15 protein-coding genes are annotated in these 18,764 nt (G+C 31.5%); 11 read left to right on the forward strand and 4 right to left on the reverse strand.

Going from position 1 to position 18,764, the window contains the following annotated elements:
* Positions 1–527: 527 nt before the first annotated feature.
* Genes leuD through leuA form a run of 4 tightly spaced genes read right to left on the reverse strand, consistent with a single transcriptional unit; the run spans position 528 to position 5,237 of the window.
* Positions 528–1,136: a 3-isopropylmalate dehydratase small subunit gene (gene leuD / locus M9394_RS02255; RefSeq protein ID WP_250246981.1), complete on the reverse strand. Its 609-nt coding sequence runs from the start codon at positions 1,134–1,136 to the stop codon at positions 528–530.
* 24 nt (positions 1,137–1,160) lie between these two features.
* The gene (leuC, locus tag M9394_RS02260) at positions 1,161–2,561 is read right to left on the reverse strand and encodes a 3-isopropylmalate dehydratase large subunit (RefSeq protein ID WP_250246980.1); all 1,401 of its coding nucleotides are present in this window, start codon (positions 2,559–2,561) and stop codon (positions 1,161–1,163) included.
* 1 nt (position 2,562) lies between these two features.
* Positions 2,563–3,663: a 3-isopropylmalate dehydrogenase gene (leuB, locus tag M9394_RS02265; RefSeq protein WP_250246979.1), complete on the reverse strand. Its 1,101-nt coding sequence runs from the start codon at positions 3,661–3,663 to the stop codon at positions 2,563–2,565.
* Between the two features lie 20 nt (positions 3,664–3,683).
* Positions 3,684–5,237, reverse strand: coding sequence for a 2-isopropylmalate synthase (gene leuA, locus M9394_RS02270; protein ID WP_250249854.1), 1,554 nt, complete (start codon positions 5,235–5,237; stop codon positions 3,684–3,686).
* A gap of 444 nt (positions 5,238–5,681) precedes the next feature.
* Here leuA and rsmH point away from each other — a divergent pair, with 444 nt between their 5' ends.
* From rsmH to M9394_RS02325, 11 genes are all read left to right on the forward strand, one after another.
* On the forward strand, positions 5,682–6,638 hold the full coding sequence (gene rsmH, locus M9394_RS02275; RefSeq protein WP_250248125.1) for a 16S rRNA (cytosine(1402)-N(4))-methyltransferase RsmH: 957 nt from the start codon (positions 5,682–5,684) through the stop codon (positions 6,636–6,638).
* 2 nt (positions 6,639–6,640) lie between these two features.
* Complete coding sequence (ftsL, locus tag M9394_RS02280) at positions 6,641–6,955, forward strand: cell division protein FtsL (protein ID WP_250246977.1); 315 nt, start codon at positions 6,641–6,643, stop codon at positions 6,953–6,955.
* 87 nt (positions 6,956–7,042) lie between these two features.
* Positions 7,043–8,737 carry a peptidoglycan glycosyltransferase FtsI gene (ftsI, locus tag M9394_RS02285; protein WP_250249856.1) on the forward strand — a complete coding sequence of 565 codons (1,695 nt, stop codon included), beginning with the start codon at positions 7,043–7,045 and terminating at the stop codon, positions 8,735–8,737.
* Positions 8,738–8,772: 35 nt separating this feature from the next.
* Positions 8,773–10,284, forward strand: a complete 1,512-nt coding sequence (gene murE, locus M9394_RS02290; protein ID WP_250249858.1) for a UDP-N-acetylmuramoyl-L-alanyl-D-glutamate--2,6-diaminopimelate ligase — start codon at positions 8,773–8,775, stop codon at positions 10,282–10,284.
* Positions 10,281–11,654, forward strand: coding sequence for a UDP-N-acetylmuramoyl-tripeptide--D-alanyl-D-alanine ligase (murF, locus tag M9394_RS02295; protein WP_250249860.1), 1,374 nt, complete (start codon positions 10,281–10,283; stop codon positions 11,652–11,654). The genes murE and murF overlap by 4 nt, the downstream gene beginning before the upstream one ends.
* Entirely contained in the window at positions 11,639–12,727 is a 1,089-nt protein-coding gene (gene mraY / locus M9394_RS02300; RefSeq protein WP_250249862.1) for a phospho-N-acetylmuramoyl-pentapeptide-transferase, read from the forward strand. Before murF ends, mraY begins: the two co-directional genes overlap by 16 nt.
* A gap of 4 nt (positions 12,728–12,731) precedes the next feature.
* On the forward strand, positions 12,732–14,054 hold the full coding sequence (gene murD, locus M9394_RS02305) for a UDP-N-acetylmuramoyl-L-alanine--D-glutamate ligase (RefSeq protein WP_250249864.1): 1,323 nt from the start codon (positions 12,732–12,734) through the stop codon (positions 14,052–14,054).
* Entirely contained in the window at positions 14,054–15,250 is a 1,197-nt protein-coding gene (ftsW, locus tag M9394_RS02310; protein ID WP_250249865.1) for a cell division protein FtsW, read from the forward strand. The genes murD and ftsW overlap by 1 nt, the downstream gene beginning before the upstream one ends.
* Positions 15,247–16,314, forward strand: a complete 1,068-nt coding sequence (gene murG, locus M9394_RS02315) for an undecaprenyldiphospho-muramoylpentapeptide beta-N-acetylglucosaminyltransferase (RefSeq protein WP_250249866.1) — start codon at positions 15,247–15,249, stop codon at positions 16,312–16,314. Before ftsW ends, murG begins: the two co-directional genes overlap by 4 nt.
* 59 nt (positions 16,315–16,373) lie before the next feature.
* Positions 16,374–17,816 (forward strand): UDP-N-acetylmuramate--L-alanine ligase, encoded by a 1,443-nt coding sequence (gene murC, locus M9394_RS02320; RefSeq protein WP_250249868.1) that lies wholly within the window; start codon positions 16,374–16,376, stop codon positions 17,814–17,816.
* A 153-nt stretch (positions 17,817–17,969) separates the two neighbouring features.
* Complete coding sequence (locus tag M9394_RS02325) at positions 17,970–18,752, forward strand: cell division protein FtsQ/DivIB (RefSeq protein WP_250249870.1); 783 nt, start codon at positions 17,970–17,972, stop codon at positions 18,750–18,752.
* The last annotated feature ends 12 nt before the right edge of the window (positions 18,753–18,764 follow it).

Raw genomic sequence — 18,764 nt, forward strand, 5'->3', positions numbered from 1 at the left:
AGTATATTATATAGTATATTTATTACTGTATTATCTTATTAATTAATTATCATGATTTTTTAAATATTTTTTATAAATTAATGAGTAGTGATTTTTTATGTTTTGTATCTATGTAGGTATTGGTTCATTTAGATGTGAAAAAATATACTAACATGTATTTCTTAGAGTAACATTAAATTCGAATTATTTGTAATTTTTACTGGTTTACATACGCCATTTTTTTAGTATTTAATATTAATTTCCAATAATAGACTTCATTTATTGAAATATTTACATGAATTATTTTTTAATTAAGTGATTTAAGAATAAAAGCAGATAATAATCAATGTTTATCATTTTAGGTTATGTTTATATTCTTGCATTTATATATAATATAAAGAGTACAGCAATATTTGATTCGTATTATTTTATAATATATTTTCTGGTAATTTTGATACAAATTTTTTAATTATTTTAATTCACAATATTATTGTGAAATTTTTCATACACATGTATGCCAATACGTTTATATTTTTTATTATTGCAATTTATTTTAAATATGATGGTTGGTTATTTTCATATTTTTTAATAGCAGCATCGTATTGTAAAGTTAAGCTAATATTGTCTATTTTATTAAGCATACAACGTCTATGGAAATCATTTATTTCAAAAAAATACTTTTTTTTGTTATGTACGTAAATCATTTGTTCATGTAAATTCACAGTAAAAGATATACCTTTTTTTTGTGTTGAAATTTCTTTAAATAAATCATTTATTTTTAATTCTGATAAAGTTATAAGCAACAAGCGATTATTAAAACTATTTTTATGAAAAATATCTGCAAAACTTGGAGCTATGATAACTTTGAATCCATAATCCATGAGTGCCCATACCGCATGTTCGCGAGATGATCCACATCCAAAATTTCTTCGGGTTAGCAAAATGGTAGCATGTTTATAATGCGGATCATTTAATACAAAATTTGGATTTAAGATTTGAGGTGTATTTTCAAGAAATCGCCAATTAAAAAACAAGTATAATCCAAAATCAGAGCGAGTAGTAGCTTGTAAAAATTGTTTAGGGATTATAGTGTCAGTATCGATATCAGAAATATCAAGCGGCAAAACTATACCAGTATGTTGAGTAAATTGAATCATATGTACGCATACGTCCTATATATATCATTTAAATTTTCGAATATCTACAAAGCGTCCAGCAATGGCGGCAGCTGCCGCCATTGCTGGACTGACTAAATGAGTGCGACTCCCACGCCCTTGACGACCTTCAAAGTTCCGGTTGCTAGTAGAAGCACATCGTTCACCTGCTTCGAGTCTATCATTATTCATAGCTAGACACATAGAACAACCAGGTAAACGCCACTCGAATCCTGCTTGTATGAAGATCTTATTTAATCCTTCTTTTTCTGCTTGATTTTTTACTAACTTAGATCCGGGTACTACAATTGCTTGTGTATTTTTGGAAATATGATGTCCTTTAATTGTTTGTGCTGCTACACGTAAATCTTCAATACGTGAGTTAGTGCATGACCCTATGAATACTTTATCAATAGAAACATCTGTTAAATAAGTATTGGATTGAAGTTTCATGTAAATTAAAGCACGTTCAGCAGAATTGCGTTCTATAGGATCTATAAAAGACTCTATAGATGGGATCGGTTGGTCAATAGAGATAACTTGACTAGGATTAGTTCCCCAGGTTACTTGTGGATTAACATTAGATACGTCAAAATCAAATTTTTTATCGAAGTGAGCATCGTGGTCGGAATATAAAGTTTTCCAATATAGTAACGCTTGTTTCCAATCCTTTCCGGTTGGAGAAAATTTACGATTTTTTAAATAATCGTAAGTAGTTCTATCTGGTGCTATTAAAGCAGAAGTTGCTCCCATTTCAATAGCCATATTACAAAGGGTCATGCGTTCTTCCATGCTTAAGAGAGTGATAATAGGTCCACAAAACTCTACTACATGCCCGGATCCTCCTCCATGCCCAATTTTTCCAATAATTGCTAAAATTATATCTTTGGCTGTAATTTGAGGAGCGATAATACCTGAAAGGTTAATTTGCATTGATTTATATCGAATTTGTTGTAAAGTTTGTGTTGCTAATACATGTTCTATCTCTGATGTTCCTATCCCAAAAGCTAAAGCACCGAAAGCTCCATGAGTAGCAGTATGAGAATCTCCGCATACGATAGTCATACCGGGTAATGTTATGCCTTGCTCTGGTGCTAAAACATGAACTATTCCTTGATAAGGATGATTTAAACCAAATAACGTAATTCCAAAATCTTTACAATTTTTTGTTAATCTATCTAATTGCTCTTTAGCCATACTTCCAGAATGATTAATATTTGTTGTTGTAGTGGGGACATTATGATCCATAGTGGCAAATGTTTTATTTGGTTGTCTAACTATACGTTTTTTTAGACGTAGTGCTTCAAAAGCCTGGGGTGATGTAACTTCATGCAATAAATGTCTATCAATATATAATATTGGAACATCGTCTTTATTTTCATAAACTATATGTGCATCGTATAACTTCTGGTATAAGGATTTTCCCATATTATTTTTCTCTTTCGTTTTTAATTAACGCAGCTATAATATCACCCATTTCGTTAGTGCTTATACTTTTTTCATGTTTTTTTGCTATATCAATAGTTCGATATCCTAACATTAATGCCTGAGCAACTGCTTTTTCAATTTCAATTGCAATATAATCTAATTTTAAACTATGTCTAAATAATAACGCAACAGAGAGAATATGTGCGATAGGATTAGCAATATTTTTTCCTGCAATATCCGGAGCTGACCCTCCAGAAGGTTCATACAAACCAAAATTATCTTCATTAATACTAGCAGAAGGTAGCATACCAATGGATCCGCTTATCATAGCACATTCATCAGATAGAATGTCTCCAAATAAATTTGGACATAGAATAATATCAAATTTAGAAGGATTGCTTATTAATTGCATGCTAGCATTGTCAATGTATAAGTGTTCTAATTCAACATCTGGATAATTTTTTGCAAGATGTGATACCACTTCTCTCCATAACATAGAAGTATGCAGCACGTTAGCTTTGTCTATAGAAGCTACACGTTTACGTCTTTTTTGAGCTAATTTAAAAGCAATATTGGCAATACGTTCTATTTCAAAGCGATGATAAACTGCAGTATCAAAAGCATATTCATTTAATCCTGTGCCCGAACGTCCTTGTGGTTTACCAAAATAAATACCTCCGGTTAACTCACGTACGAATATAATATCAATTCCATTTGGAATCATGTTTATATTTAAAGGAGATAATTCTTTTAATGCGCCAGAAAGATATATAGGTCTTAAATTAGCGAATAAATTAAAGTGTTTGCGTAAAGCTAATAAAGCTCCCTGTTCTGGTCTTGCTGATCCTTTTAAATGCGTCCACTGTGGTCCTCCTACTGCTCCAAATAATATAGCATCTGATTGTTCGCAATATTTTAAAGTACTATTTGGAAAAGGAGTGCCTTCGCTATTAATTGCATCTCCTCCTATTTTATGTTCTGTGGTGACAATATTGATTTGAAATTGTTTTTTTATTACATTTAAAATTTTATAAACTTGTCTTGTAGTTTCCGGTCCGATACCATCTCCTGGTAATACTGCAATATGATAATTATCATTCATAAGTATTTAGATTTTCCAAATTACTGGTTATTATTTTTTATATATTTGCGTTGAATTATCACTTGTTTCGCGCGCCAAATATTATTTAAAACATGAATCATGGCTTTTACTGAAGATTCTATTACATCTGTATCTAATCCAACTCCATGAAAATTGCGTCCTTTATACGATACAACAATATCGACTTGTCCTAACGCGTTACGACCATGTCCTTTTGCATTCAGTTGATATCTCTCTAAATTTATAGACAACTTAGAAATGTGAGTTAATGCTTCATAAATTGCATCTATTGGCCCATTACCGCTTGCCGAATGAGTGCATGTGTTGTTTCCGCAATATAATTTTACTGAAGCGTGAGCAATTCCAGAAGAGCTAGAATCTACATGAAAACATTTTAATCTGAAGAATTCTGATTGTTCTTGTTGATTATTAATGAATGCTAATGCTTCTAGATCATAATCAAATACTTGTCCTTTTTTATCTGCTAATTCTAAAAAAACATCATATAATTTATCCATGTCATAATCACTTTCTTGATAACCCATTGTTTTCATATGATGTTTTACTGCTGCTCTTCCAGATCGAGATGTAAGATTTAATTTAACATCTTTTAAGCCAATAGTTTCAGGGGTCATAATTTCATAATTTTTTCTATTTTTTAATATACCATCTTGATGAATACCTGCAGAATGAGAGAAAGCATTGGAGCCAACTATTGCTTTATTAGCTGGGATAGGGATATTACACAATTGACTAACTACTTGACTAGCTCTATAAATTTCTTGACAACGAACATTAGTATGTACCTTCAGTAAATTTTCTCGTACCTTGATGGCCATAATTATTTCTTCTAGGGCAGTATTTCCTGCTCGTTCACCAATACCATTTATAGTACCTTCAATTTGACGAGCTCCTGCCTGTATAGCTGAAATAGAATTACCAACTGCCATTCCTAAATCATCATGACAATGCACAGAAATAATAGCTTTATCAATATTGGGGACACGATTATATAAAGAAGTAATAATTTGTCCAAACTGATATGGGGTGGTGTAGCCCACTGTATCAGGAATATTAATTGTGCTTGCTCCGGATTGAATAGCAATTTCAACAATACGACATAAATTATCTATATTGGTGCGTCCAGCATCTTCGCAAGAAAACTCTATGTCATCAGTGTATTTTCTCGCATAACGTATCGCATGAACGGCCATGTCTATAATCTGATCAAAGTTTTTTTTCAATTTAGATTGAATATGTACGTTTGAAGTGGGTAAGAATATATGAATACGAAAATTTTTTGCAACTTTTAACGCTTCAGCTGCAATATCAATATCGTTATCAATACATCTAGCCAAGGCGCATACTAAACTATTTTTTATTTGTTGAGCTATTGTATGAACCGATTCAAAATCTCCTGGAGAAGATATCGGAAATCCAACTTCCATAATATCTACCCCTAATCGTTCTAAAGCAAAAGCAATTTGCAATTTTTCCTTTACGTTTAAACTCGCTTGTAGAGCCTGTTCACCGTCCCGTAAAGTTGTATCGAAAATAATGACTTGTTGACTCATGATCATCTACATCTCATGAATGTTAAGATGGATATGTATATAATATTTTAATTTAATGGCATACTAATTGTGAACCAATAATATCAGATTTTAAATAATAATTTATTACATTAAATTTATTTTAAGTCTATTAAATATCGTTTGTCAACTATTAATACTATTGGAAGTAAAATGTTAATATAATAGAGTTATAATATTTAAGATTTATTTTTTGTGTTATCATTATCGACGATGACAAAATTTTTTATGAATTTTTAGATTGTAAACGTGCAAATTCTATATTTTGAATATAAGATATGAAATATATTCCAATTGCAGTTCATATAAACACTGAGTAGTATGAAACATAGAAAATTGTATGTCTAATAGTTTTTTATTATTAAGTATTTTTGTTCATGAAATACACTATATGTGTGCACCTGTATTTTTTTTATTATTATATATATGTTCTATATTCACTACAGTCATAAAAGCGTATTGCTAAATGAAGCGATTCAATCATTGAATATTAAAGCAAAAGGAATATATATTGACGGAACGTTTGGTTCAGGAGGTCATTCTAAATTAATTTTATCTCAATTAAATAAACGAGGTCGTTTGTTAGCAATAGATAAAGATTTATTGGCTGTAAAAATTGGAAAGTGCATTGCTGAACAAGATGATAGATTTACTATAATACATAGTTCATTTTCCAAAATGATCAAACATGTTAAAAATATAGGATTAATTGGATCAGTGGATGGTATTTTACTAGATTTAGGGATCAGTACATTTCAGATAAATGATTGTAGTAGAGGATTTTCGTTCATGCAAGATGGTCTACTGGATATGCGGATGGATATTAGTAGTGGAATATCTGCTGCTGAATGGTTATCGAAGGCGTCTCAAGAAAATATTACTTGGGTTTTAAAAACTTTTGGAGAAGAACGATTCGCAAAAAATATCGCTAAAGTTATAGTATCTAAAAGACGATACACGCCTATTATACGCTCGATTGTTTTATCTAAATTAATCTGCGATGCTATTCCGCATCGCAATATGAATAAGCATCCTGCAACTAAAAGTTTTCTAGCAATCAGAATGTTCATTAATAACGAACTAGAAGAAATAATGCAAGTATTAAAAGATGCATTGGTCATATTGTCTCCACGAGGCAGATTGGTAGTAATTAGTTTTAATTCTCTAGAAGATCGATTGGTAAAATACTTCATTCGTGAACATAGTTGTATTTTATCTATTCCTCCCAAGCTTCCATTAACAAATAATCAAATATTTAGTAAATATCAAAATAAGTGTCAATTAAAAAATATAGGAAAATTAACACCTTCGAAACAAGAAATTAAAAGAAATATACGTGCTCGTAGTGCGATATTACGTTGCGCGGAAAAATTGGTTATCTAAATATGACGGAAAAGAAACAATATAACCTTGTTAACATTATTTATGATGATTTATACTTATATAGTAAGTGGCAATTGCTTTTATTATTGTTAGTATTAATATCAGCAATGTTGGTTGTTTTAGTAACTTATCAAACTAGATCTATGATTATAGATCGCGAAAAACTTGTGTTGGAAAAAAATAATTTGGATACTGAATGGAGAAGTTTAATTCTTGAAGAAAAAATATTATCTCACCATAATCGTATTGAACGTATCGCAATGGATAAATTACAAATGCATTACGCGGAACTAACTCAAGATAATATATTGTACTAATCTATAAAAATTTGTCTATGTGATAAATAACAAAACATTATTTAAAAATGGTTGTAGCTCATCATGTGATGATACAATTTATGTTATATGAAGTGTAGACCTTACAATTTTAAAATAATCTTAAATAGCAAACGTTTTAATTTATTGTATAGTTGTATTTTTTTTGTATTAATTATTTTGCTGTTAAGATTATCTTTTTTGCAAATTATTTATTCTGATCAGCTAATTAATGAAGGTAACATGCGTTCGTTACGCGTGCAAAGCACACTCTCTACTCGTGGTATTATTACTGATAGAATGGGTCAACTATTGGCAATTAGTATACCGGCTGATTCGGTTTGGATTGATCCTCAAGAAATTAGTAAGAATGGCGGTATTACTGCTGATATACGTCGTTGGACGGAATTATCTGAGGTATTATCCATATCATCAGATAAACTATCATCGCTCATTAATAATCATACTACAGATCATTTTTTGTATTTAGCACGACAGATTGATCCCGCTATTTCTAAATACATTAGTCAACTTAAATTACCAGGAGTATATTTGCAACAAGGATCAAAAAGATATTACCCTGCTGGGTGTGCAACTGCACATTTGGTAGGAGTAACAGATATAGATAGCCAAGGGATTGAAGGCATAGAAAAAAGTTTTGATGCTTGCTTGACTGGTCAACCCGAAACAAGAGCAATACGAAAAGATAGATTTGGTCGATCAATTGAAGAAATTACTTTGAATAACGGTCAAGCTTCTCAAAATATTATTCTCAGTATCGACGAACGTCTGCAACATTTAGCATACCGTGAATTAAATAATGCTGTACATATAAATAAAGCAGAATCCGGAAGTATAGTTTTGATAGATATCAATACCGGAGAAATTCTAGCTATGACAAACAGTCCGTCATATAATCCAAACAATTTTTTGTCCATTGTTAATAAGTCTGTTATGCGTAACCGTGCTATTACTGATGCATTTGAACCAGGTTCTACAGTGAAACCTATTGTAATTATGGCTGCATTAAAACATAAGATAATCACAAAAGACACTATTATGAATACATCACCTTATATAGTGAATGGGCATCAAATTAAGGATGTATTATATCGTAGAACATTGACTATTAGAGAGATATTACAAAAGTCTAGTAATGTTGGTGTTTCTAAATTAGCATTAGCTATGCCTGCAGCAGTTTTAGTCAACACATATTCAAATTTTGGAATGGGTAAATCAACAAATATAGGTTTAGTGGGAGAAAGTAACGGGATATATCCATATAATAGATGTTGGTCAGATATAGAACGCGCCACCTTTTCTTATGGATATGGTTTAATGATTACTCCGTTACAATTAGCTAAAGTTTATGCTACTATTGGTGGAATGGGAATATCTCGACCACTTTCTATTATACGAGTTGATTCTTCTTCGGTATTAGGAAATCAAGTTTTTCCAAGATCTTTAGTGCGAACTGTTTTAGACATGATGGAAAATGTGTCATTGCCAAGTGGTGGTTGTCAATCCGCAATTAAAGGATATAAGGTTGCTGTAAAAACCGGGACTGTTAAGATAGTTGGATCACATGGAAAATATATTAATAAGTATATTGCATGTACTGCTGGAGTAGCTCCAGCGAGTAATCCCAGATTTGCTTTAGCAGTAGTAATAAATGATCCTAAAAATGGTCATTATTATGGAAGTATGGTATCTGCACCAGTTTTTAGTGCAGTGATGGGTCATGCATTAAAAATCATGAACGTAATGCCAGATTTTTTGCAGTAATTTTATAAGCAATCAGGTCTCTTTGAGAAAATTATATGTGTGATTCACGTAATTTATATAAATTATTTATTCCATATGTTTTTAATAATCCTACTAGTCCTGCATTGACGGGGATGGAATTGGATAGTCGTAACATTGTATTGGGAAATTTATTTGTAGCAGTTAAAGGTTCTAAGACTGATGGGAGATCATATATTGACTATGCGATCAAAAAGGGAGCTTCGGCAGTTTTATTAGAATCTTGGAATGATATGACAATATCTAAAAAATATAGTTATCATTTAAAAAAAATACCTGTGGTCTATGTTAATCATTTGCCACGGTATTTGTCCGATATAGCAGGTAGTTTTTATAATCATCCGTCACGTTTTTTGGATTTAATTGGTGTTACTGGCACCAATGGGAAAACTACTATAACGCATTTGTTAGCTCGTTGGGCCCAATTATTAGGGGAAAAAAGTGCTGTGATGGGTACTTTAGGTAACGGAATGTTAAATAATATGTTTTTGTCTTATAATACAACATGCTCTTCCATTGATGCTCAAAAAATATTAGCTCAGTTTGTTAAAGATAAGATTACGTTTGTTGCTATGGAGGTGTCATCACATGGATTAAATCAATATCGTGTGGATGCTTTATATTTTAAAGCAGCTATATTTACTAATTTAAGCCATGATCACTTAGATTATCATGGTAACGTTATGCAATACTCTATGTCTAAATGGCGATTATTTGATGAATTATGTGTAGAAAAATATATAATTAATGCTGATGATCCCATTGGTTGTCGATGGTTATATTATTTGCCTCAAGCGATCGCAGTGACAATAACAAGCAATTTACCATGTTTTTGGAAAGGTAAATGGATACGTGTGGTTAAGGTCAATTATCATATTCATGGCACGGATATAATTTTTGATTCAAGTTGGGGGCATGGAGTAATTTATAGTCAATTATTAGGAGAATTCAACGTTAGCAATTTATTATTAGCCTTAGGTACGTTATTAGTATTAGGGTATCCTCTGTCATTATTGGTACATACTTCATCTCAATTACAAGCGGTAGCTGGTAGAATGGAAGTATTTCGTTCTCATGGATACCCGACGGTTATAGTAGATTATGCGCATACTCCGGATGCGTTAGAAAAAGTTCTAATTTCAATTAGACGATTTTATTATTATGGCCAACTGTGGTGTGTTTTTGGTTGCGGAGGCGATAGAGATCGAAGTAAACGTGCTTTAATGGGTTGTATTGTAAGCCGATATGCTGATCATATAATTATTACCAATGATAATCCGCGCACGGAAGAACCACAATCGATTATAAATGATATTGCTCGTGGCATAACACACCCAAAAAAAATCATCAAAATTATTGAAAATCGTTACTGTGCGATACAGACTGCTATTTTCAAGGCATCTTTAGAAGATGTAATATTAATTTCTGGAAAAGGTCATGAAAAATACCAAATTATCGGAAATAATCGCATATATCATTCTGATCAAGACATAGTAGAAAATTTTTTAAAGAACGATGTTATTTTATGATTCCATTTAGTTTGCATGAAATAGCGCCAGTTTTAAACGCTAAATATATTGGTATGGATTTGATTATTCATGCGATTACTATTAATTCAAATATTATTTATAAACAATGTATGTTTATAGCATTAATAGGTAAACGTTTTGATGGTCATGATTTTACAAGTCAAGCAATTGCTGCTGGCGCTCAAGCATTGCTAGTAAATCATCATGTATTATTAGATGTTCCTCAATTAATAGTTCCTGATACTCGTTGTGCTTTAATAATGTTAGCGCACTGGGTGCGCCAAAAAGTATCAGCAAAAGTTATTGCTATAACTGGATCAAGCGGTAAAACATCAGTAAAAGAAATGACCACGTCTATATTAAAAGAGTGTGGGCATACAATAGCAACACAAGGTAACTTTAATAATATGGTTGGAGTGCCGATTACTTTATTACGTTTAACAAAACAAAACAATTTTGCAATTATCGAATTAGGATCAAGTTGCCCTGGAGAACTTGCTCAACTAAGTAAGATAGTTGCTGCTAATGTAGCTTTAGTAAATAATGTTTACCCTGCACATTTATCAGGTTTCAAATCATTATCTAAAATAGGAAAAGAGAAAGGGAAAATTTTTTCTGAATTAGATTTAAATGGAACAGGTATTATAAATGCTGACAGTCATGCTTTGTCTGTATGGCGCAAACCATTGAAGGGAAAATCTATGTGGTTTTTTTCTTTACGTACTAGCGTAGGCATAGATTTTTTTGCAAGTAATATTATTGCTGAAAAAAATAGAACACGGTTTATTTTACATACTCCATATGGGACTGCTCCAGTGGTTTTATCAATGTTAGGTACACATAATGTGGCTAATGCTTTAGCTGCTAGCGCTCTTGCATTTTCTGTAGGAGCAAATTTATCAGAAGTAGTTTATGGATTAAAAAATATAAAAACGTTACCTGGTAGATTATTTCCAATTGTTTTAGGTGAAGGTAAATTATTATTAGATGATACTTATAATTCAAACGTTGGTTCTATGATATCTGCTATTCATGTACTAACTACAATGCCAGGTTATCGTATATTGGTGGTCAGTGATATGTTAGAATTAGGAAAACATAAATCAATTAAATATCATTGTTATATTGGAAAATTAATCGCAACGACAAATATCAATAAAATTCTTACCATAGGTAGCGTTAGTTGTTGCATTTCTAAAATATGTGGAAAAGGAAAACATTTTCGAAGTAAAAATAAATTAATTCTTTATATCAAGAAAATGTTATCTATCCATAATTCAATTAGTGTGTTAGTGAAAGGATCGCGCGGTTTTAAAATGGAGCAAATAATAGATGCTATTCGAGATGGATCAAAATGTTATTTTGGCTAACAGAGAATGTATTAGCACTATATTCATCCAGATTTAATATTGTTTATCATTTAAATTTCAGAGCTATTATTAGTTTTTTATCAGCATTGTTTATTTCTTTAGGGATCGGTCATTATGTAATTACATGGTTTCATAATTTGTGTTTTTTTCAAATAGTGCGTTATGATGGACCAAAATCACATACTCAAAAGCAAAGTACACCTACTATGGGTGGCATTGTAATGATTCTTTCGATCGCCATATCAGTAATGATGTGCGCTGATTTATCAAATATATATGTTTGGTATGTATCATTTATACTAATAACATACGGAATATTAGGTTTAATTGACGACCTGTTAAAAATTAAAAGGAAAAGTTCTGCGGGCTTGAGTGTGTTACATAAATATTTTTGGCAATCATTAATTGCTTTAACGTTAGTCATTATTATATTTATGTCAGATCGTAGTCCTACATCTACACAATTAATAGTGCCATTTTTTAAAAATTTTATGCCGCAATTGGGTATCTGGTATATTTTTCTAGCATATTTTGTTGTTGTTGGGACAAGTAATTCCGTGAATTTATCTGATGGCTTAGATGGGTTAGCGATTATGCCTATAATATTCATTGCAGCTGGATTAGCTGTAGTTGCGTGGATAAGCAATGATATTCACTTTGCTAGTCACCTAAATATTCCTTATATTTATTTTTCTGGAGAATTAATAATTATATGTTCTGCTATTATTGGAGCTGGTCTTGGGTTTTTATGGTTTAACACTTATCCGGCTCAGATATTTATGGGTGATGTAGGTTCCTTATCACTTGGAGGTACACTTGGGATAATTGCGGTATTGTTACGTCAAGAATGTTTATTATTAATTATGGGCGGTATGTTTGTAATAGAAACTTTATCTGTGATCTTACAAATAATTTATTTTAAATTATTTGGACAACGGATATTTAAAATGGCACCAATTCATCATCATTTTGAACTAAAAGGTTGTCCAGAACCTCGTATTATAGTGCGATTTTGGATCATATCTTTAATGTTAGTTGTTGTGGGATTAATTACTTTAAAGATACGGCAATAAAAATATGCGTAATTACCGAGGATCGCAAGTTGTAATTATTGGTTTGGGGATTACGGGTTTATCTTGTGTTAATTTTTTTTTAGATCGCGGTGTAATACCAAAAATAATAGATACTCGTATATATCCTCCGGGAATAAAAAAATTACCTAATATTGTACAGTGTTATTTGGGCGCATTTAATGATATATGGTTGTTGAGTGCTACGTTGATTGTAGTTAGTCCTGGAGTACGGTTAGATCATCCAGTTTTAATTGAAGCTTTAAAATTAGGAATAGAAATTATTGGTGATATTGAATTATTTGCTCGTGAAGCAACTGCACCGATAATAGCTATTACTGGATCTAATGGAAAAAGTACAGTAACCCAATTGGTTTCCAGAATGGCTAGGGGTGTTGGATGGTGTGTTGGTGTAGCAGGCAATATAGGTGTACCTGTACTTTCTTTACTAAATAAATCGTATCAACTATATATACTGGAGATTTCAAGTTTTCAGTTAGATACAACCTATAGTTTACGTGCGATAGCAGCTGTAATTTTAAATGTTAGTGAAGATCATATGGATCATTATCCTGGTGGATTAAAGCAATATTGGTTTTCTAAGCAAAGGATTTATAAAAATGCTAAAATTTGTGTGATGAACGCTTTAGATCCTTTAACGACACCTATATATAATGACTATGATTGTTGTATAAGTTTTGGTGAAAACGAAGGTTCTGCAGATTATTATCTGAAATATTATAAAGGACATACCTGGATAGTTGCATACAATGAATATGTGCTTAATTGTTCTAAAATGAGAATTAATAATCGTATTAACTATATAAATGCATTATCTGCTTTAGCATTATCGGATATCGTCAATATTCCTCGCTCTGTTTCTTTAAAAGTATTGTGTCGCTTTTCTGGTTTAACGCATCGTTGTCAATTGATTTATAAAAATCATGGAGTGAGTTGGATTAATGATTCCAAAGCTACTAATGTCAATGCTACCAAAGAAGCGATCAACAATTTAAAGTTATCCGGTAGGTTACATTTAATATTAGGGGGTGATGGTAAATTAGCTGATTTTTCTTCTTTAAAACATTTGATTAAACAACATGAGATACATCTTTATTGTTTTGGAAAAGATGGATTATTATTGACGACATTAGGATTTAGTGATGTTATTTTAACAAATACAATGATTCAAGCAATGCGTATTATTAATCGTCGTATAAAAGCGAAGGATATAGTTTTATTATCTCCGGCTTGTTCTAGTTTAGATCAATTTAAATCATTTGAAATGCGTGGACTGATATTTACTTGTTTTACGCGAGAATTTAGATAATGAGGATCTTTAAAACAAAAATTATTAATCATCCATTAAAATTGAGTAAAAAAAAATCATCAAACATTAATGTATTATATGATCGTATATTTTTTTGGTTACTGTTAGGATTAATTGGCATTGGGTTTGTTATTATTAGTTCAGGATCAATCCCTACTGGTATGCGATTAGCGAATGATCCATTTTATTTTATAAAACGTGTCATTATTTATTACAGTGTGACATTTTTATTATCTGTAATTATTTTAAAGATACCCATGATAGTTTGGCAGAATTATAGTGTTATCATGTTGCTATGTAGCTATATAATGTTGATAGCCGCATTGATCTTAAATAATTCTACTAATGGAGCATCGCGTTGGATAATGTGGGGTACCTTGTGTATTCAGCCTGCGGAATTATCAAAATTATCTTTTATTTGCTATCTTGCTAACTATTTAGAACGTAAATCAAAAGAAGTGCGCACCAAATTTTGGAGTATATGTAAACCTATAGTAATAATGATTATATTAGCTGTATTATTACTAGCGCAACCTGATTTTGGTAGCATTATTATTCTTTTTATTACTACTCTGTCTATATTATTTCTTTTTGGAGCTAAGTTATGTCAGTTAATATTGATTTTTGTATTCAATATATTTTTGATTATACCTTTAATTGTGATTAAACCTTATCGCATACAACGTATACTTACTTTTTGGGATCCATGGAAAGATCCATTTGGCAATGGTTATCAATTAACTCAATCATTGATAGCTTTTGGTCGTGGAAAATGTTTTGGAGAGGGACTAGGAAATTCTGTGCTGAAATTAGAATATTTACCTGAAGCGCATACTGATTTTATTTTTTCTATTCTTGCGGAAGAATTAGGATATTTTGGAGCGATTTTAGTGTTATTTATGTTATTTGTAATTGTGCTTCGCGCCATGATTATTGGTCATCGCGCTTTGAATATTAATCACAGATTTTCTGGTATTTTAGCCTGTTCTATTAGCATGTGGTTTGGATTGCAAATTTTTATTAATGTGGGCACTGTTAGCGGAATATTACCCACAAAAGGATTAACATTGCCATTTATTAGTTATGGGGGATCTAGCTTTTTGATTACAGTAATGGCAAGCATGCAGTTGTTAAGAATAGATTTTGAGACACGTTTATCTAAAAATCAAGCTTTTTTGAAGTGCACGAAAACATGAATCAAAAAAAGAAAATTATGATTGTAGCGGGTGGAAGTGGGGGACATGTGTTTCCAGGGTTGTCGGTGGCTCATTATTTAATTAATCATGGGTATCAAGTTGTTTGGTTAGGCACTGCAGATCGCATTGAATCGAAGTTAGTTCCTCAATACGGAATTGATATTAAATTTATTCATATTAACAGGTGGAATGGTGAAAAATTACATATTAAGTGTATTATGCCATTGTTTATTTGTTTAGCAATATATCAAGCACGAAAAATTATAAAATATTGGAAACCTGATATAATATTAGGTATGGGTGGATATGTTTCCGGACCTGGTGGATTAGCAGCATGGACATGCGGTATTCCATTAATAATACACGAACAAAATAGAATTATCGGTTTAACTAATCGGTATTTATCAATTTTTTCTAAAAAAGTATTGCAAGGATTTCCTGGTACTTTTCCTAATGCTAAAATGGTAGGAAATCCAATACGACGCGCAATATTAGCTGTGCCAAATCCATCTAGAAGATGGAAAGGTCGTGTTGGTCCTATTCGCGTTTTAGTGATTGGAGGCAGCCAAGGTGCGCATATATTAAACAAAACTATCCCAAATATGGCTGAGAAATTATCTAATAAATTGATCATATGGCATCAAGTTGGAGAACAAGATTTCAAAAAAGTAATATGGGCTTATCAAAAAATAAAACAAAGCTATCATAGAATTGTAAAATTTATTGATGATATAGCCCAAGCATATGCTTGGGCAGATATATTGATATCTCGTGCTGGAGCATTAACAGTAAGCGAAGTATCTGTTGTAGGGTTACCAGCAATATTCGTACCTTTTATACATCATAAAGATCGTCAGCAATATTGGAATGCTGTGCCGTTAGTGCAAGCAGGAGCAGCAAAAATTATTGAACAACAAAATTTTACAAGTGATGTTGTTAGTGCAATATTAGAATCTTGGGATCGAAAAACATTATGTAGTATGGCTCAACGTGCTAGAAGTATAGCTGTACCTAATGCAACTCAACAAGTTTCTCAAGTAATAATTGAATACTTAAAAAAATAAATATATTAATAAATTCCATCTTTATAAATAGAAAAATATTTAAAGTATATTGAATAGATATGTCAAATATACTATTATCTAACCCGATCAATGCTATACCAATGATGAATCGTGTTAGGCAAATACATTTTGTTGGTATAGGCGGAACTGGAATGTGTGGAATTGCAGAAATATTGGCACATGAAGGTTATTGTATTACTGGGTCTGATATTATATATAATAGCACGATACGGCACTTATTTGAATTAGGAGTGAAAGTCTTTATTGGGCATAAATATAGTAATATAAACAATGCTAATGTTGTTGTTGTATCCAGCGCTATTCATCCAAATAATCCTGAAATTTTAGCTGCTAAACAAGCTCGTATTCCCGTTATTAAGCGTGCGGAAATGTTATCCGAACTAATGAGATTTAGATACGGAATAGCTATTTCTGGAACGCATGGGAAAACTACTACTACTACAATGATAGCTAATATTTATACTGCAGCAGGATTAGATCCAACGTTTATAAATGGAGGCATAGTCAAATCAGCAGGTGTGTATGCTCGACTTGGATATAGTCGTTATTTAATCGTAGAAGCAGATGAAAGTGATAATTCATTTTTGTATTTGCATCCTATGGTGGAGGTGATTACCAATATTGATACTGACCATATACATGAGTATCAAGGAAATTTTGAATATCTTAAAAAAGCATTTATTGATTTTTTACACAATCTACCATTTTATGGGTATGCTATAGTGTGTATTGATGATCCAGTAATTTGTGAGATTTTACCAAAAATTAACAGGAAGATAATCACTTATGGTTTTAATGAAAATGCTAATTTGCATATTTTTAATTACCATCAACATATAGAAAAAAGTAGTTTTACCATATTGCGTCCAAATCAAACAAAACTACAGGTTACTTTAAATGCCCCTGGTTGTCATAATGCACTGAATGCTACAGCTGCTATTGCAGTAGCAACTGAAGAAGGAATCAGTGATAAAATTATTCTCAAAACTATGTTGGATTTTCAAGGAACACATCGCCGTTTTGAAAATTTAGGTCATTATTCTTTAAATAAAATAAATGGTCAACCAGGAGAAATTCTGTTGATAGATGATTATGGACATCATCCGGCTGAGTTACATGCTACTATTGCAACGATCCGGACCGGATGGCCTGATAGACGATTAATTATGGTATTTCAACCTCATCGATATACGCGTATAAAAGAATTATATTATGATTTTGTTGATGTACTTTCTAATGTAGATATTCTTTTGATATTACATGTTTATTCTGCCGGGGAATCACCTATTTTAGGAGCAGATAGTCAATCTTTATGTCATGCAATTCGTGAATTTGGTAAGATTAATCCAACATTTATATCAAATACGCAAATATTATCAGGAGCATTATCCCGATTCTTAAGAAATAACGATTTGCTCTTAATTCAAGGAGCTGGTACAATAGGAGAGGTTGTGCGTAGATTAATCGTTAAAAACGATTAATCATAAATAAATACATGATAATTATGATTCTTAATGGTACGAAATGATAAAATGTGAACATGAAAACACAATAATAAATTTTTATGAAAATAAGAATACGCAAAGAATGGGTTTACTAATACACCTCAATTAGGATTAAGCACGCATAACCGAGTGATAATTAAATATGTTTTAAAAAAAGGATATAAATTGCAGCATCAATTATTAGATTGGATACTAATAATTGTTACTACAATCAGTATTGTTTGGGGTGTTTATAAAATAAGAGAATGGATTCATAATGCTTGTTGTAGTCCTGTATCTTACATGATAGTAACTGGAGAACGGAATTATACTACTGACACTGATATCGATCAACTTATAGTAAAACTAGGAGTATTAGGTACGTTTATAACACAGGATGTTAACATTATTCAAAAACAAATTGAAAGTTTGCCATGGATTCAGCAAGTTAGTGTTAGGAAACAATGGCCAGACACATTAAAAATTCATATAATAGAATATATTCCTTTAACATACTGGAATGATTTTTACATAATTAGTACAAAAGGAATTATATTTAGAGTACCTAAAGAATATCGAGATAACGACCAAAAAGTAATGCCATCTTTGTATGGACCAGAGGGTAGCGAACGGGTTGTATTAGCTAATTATTATGCGTTTAATGAGATATTAAAATCTAGCAAATTTCACATAAAATCAGTACACATGGATACACGCTACTCATGGCAACTGATTTTACAAGATAATATCCATCTAAAATTAGGTAGAAATAATATAATCGAACGATTATATTATTTCATTAAAATTTATCCTATTCTTATTCAGAAAATTAACGACAATAATACGTGTATTGATTATATAGATTTACGTTATCGTTCAGGATTTGCTGTAAGATGGGGCTCAAACTTCGATCACTCCTGTACTTTGTGGTAAATAGAAGAAAAA

It is taken from the genome of Candidatus Blochmanniella camponoti (assembly GCF_023585825.1).
Classification (GTDB): Bacteria; Pseudomonadota; Gammaproteobacteria; order Enterobacterales; family Enterobacteriaceae; genus Blochmanniella; species Blochmanniella camponoti.

Bases quoted from the DNA above. Each gene is read 5' to 3' on its own strand.
- leuD (WP_250246981.1), bottom strand. From the start codon at position 1,136: ATGATTCAATTTACTCAACATACTGGTATAGTTTTGCCGCTTGATATT.
- leuC (WP_250246980.1), bottom strand. From the start codon at position 2,561: ATGGGAAAATCCTTATACCAGAAGTTATACGATGCACATATAGTTTAT.
- leuB (WP_250246979.1), bottom strand. From the start codon at position 3,663: ATGAATGATAATTATCATATTGCAGTATTACCAGGAGATGGTATCGGA.
- leuA (WP_250249854.1), bottom strand. From the start codon at position 5,237: ATGAGTCAACAAGTCATTATTTTCGATACAACTTTACGGGACGGTGAA.
- rsmH (WP_250248125.1), top strand. From the start codon at position 5,682: ATGTTCTATATTCACTACAGTCATAAAAGCGTATTGCTAAATGAAGCG.
- ftsL (WP_250246977.1), top strand. From the start codon at position 6,641: ATGACGGAAAAGAAACAATATAACCTTGTTAACATTATTTATGATGAT.
- ftsI (WP_250249856.1), top strand. From the start codon at position 7,043: ATGAAGTGTAGACCTTACAATTTTAAAATAATCTTAAATAGCAAACGT.
- murE (WP_250249858.1), top strand. From the start codon at position 8,773: ATGTGTGATTCACGTAATTTATATAAATTATTTATTCCATATGTTTTT.
- murF (WP_250249860.1), top strand. From the start codon at position 10,281: ATGATTCCATTTAGTTTGCATGAAATAGCGCCAGTTTTAAACGCTAAA.
- mraY (WP_250249862.1), top strand. From the start codon at position 11,639: ATGTTATTTTGGCTAACAGAGAATGTATTAGCACTATATTCATCCAGA.
- murD (WP_250249864.1), top strand. From the start codon at position 12,732: ATGCGTAATTACCGAGGATCGCAAGTTGTAATTATTGGTTTGGGGATT.
- ftsW (WP_250249865.1), top strand. From the start codon at position 14,054: ATGAGGATCTTTAAAACAAAAATTATTAATCATCCATTAAAATTGAGT.
- murG (WP_250249866.1), top strand. From the start codon at position 15,247: ATGAATCAAAAAAAGAAAATTATGATTGTAGCGGGTGGAAGTGGGGGA.
- murC (WP_250249868.1), top strand. From the start codon at position 16,374: ATGTCAAATATACTATTATCTAACCCGATCAATGCTATACCAATGATG.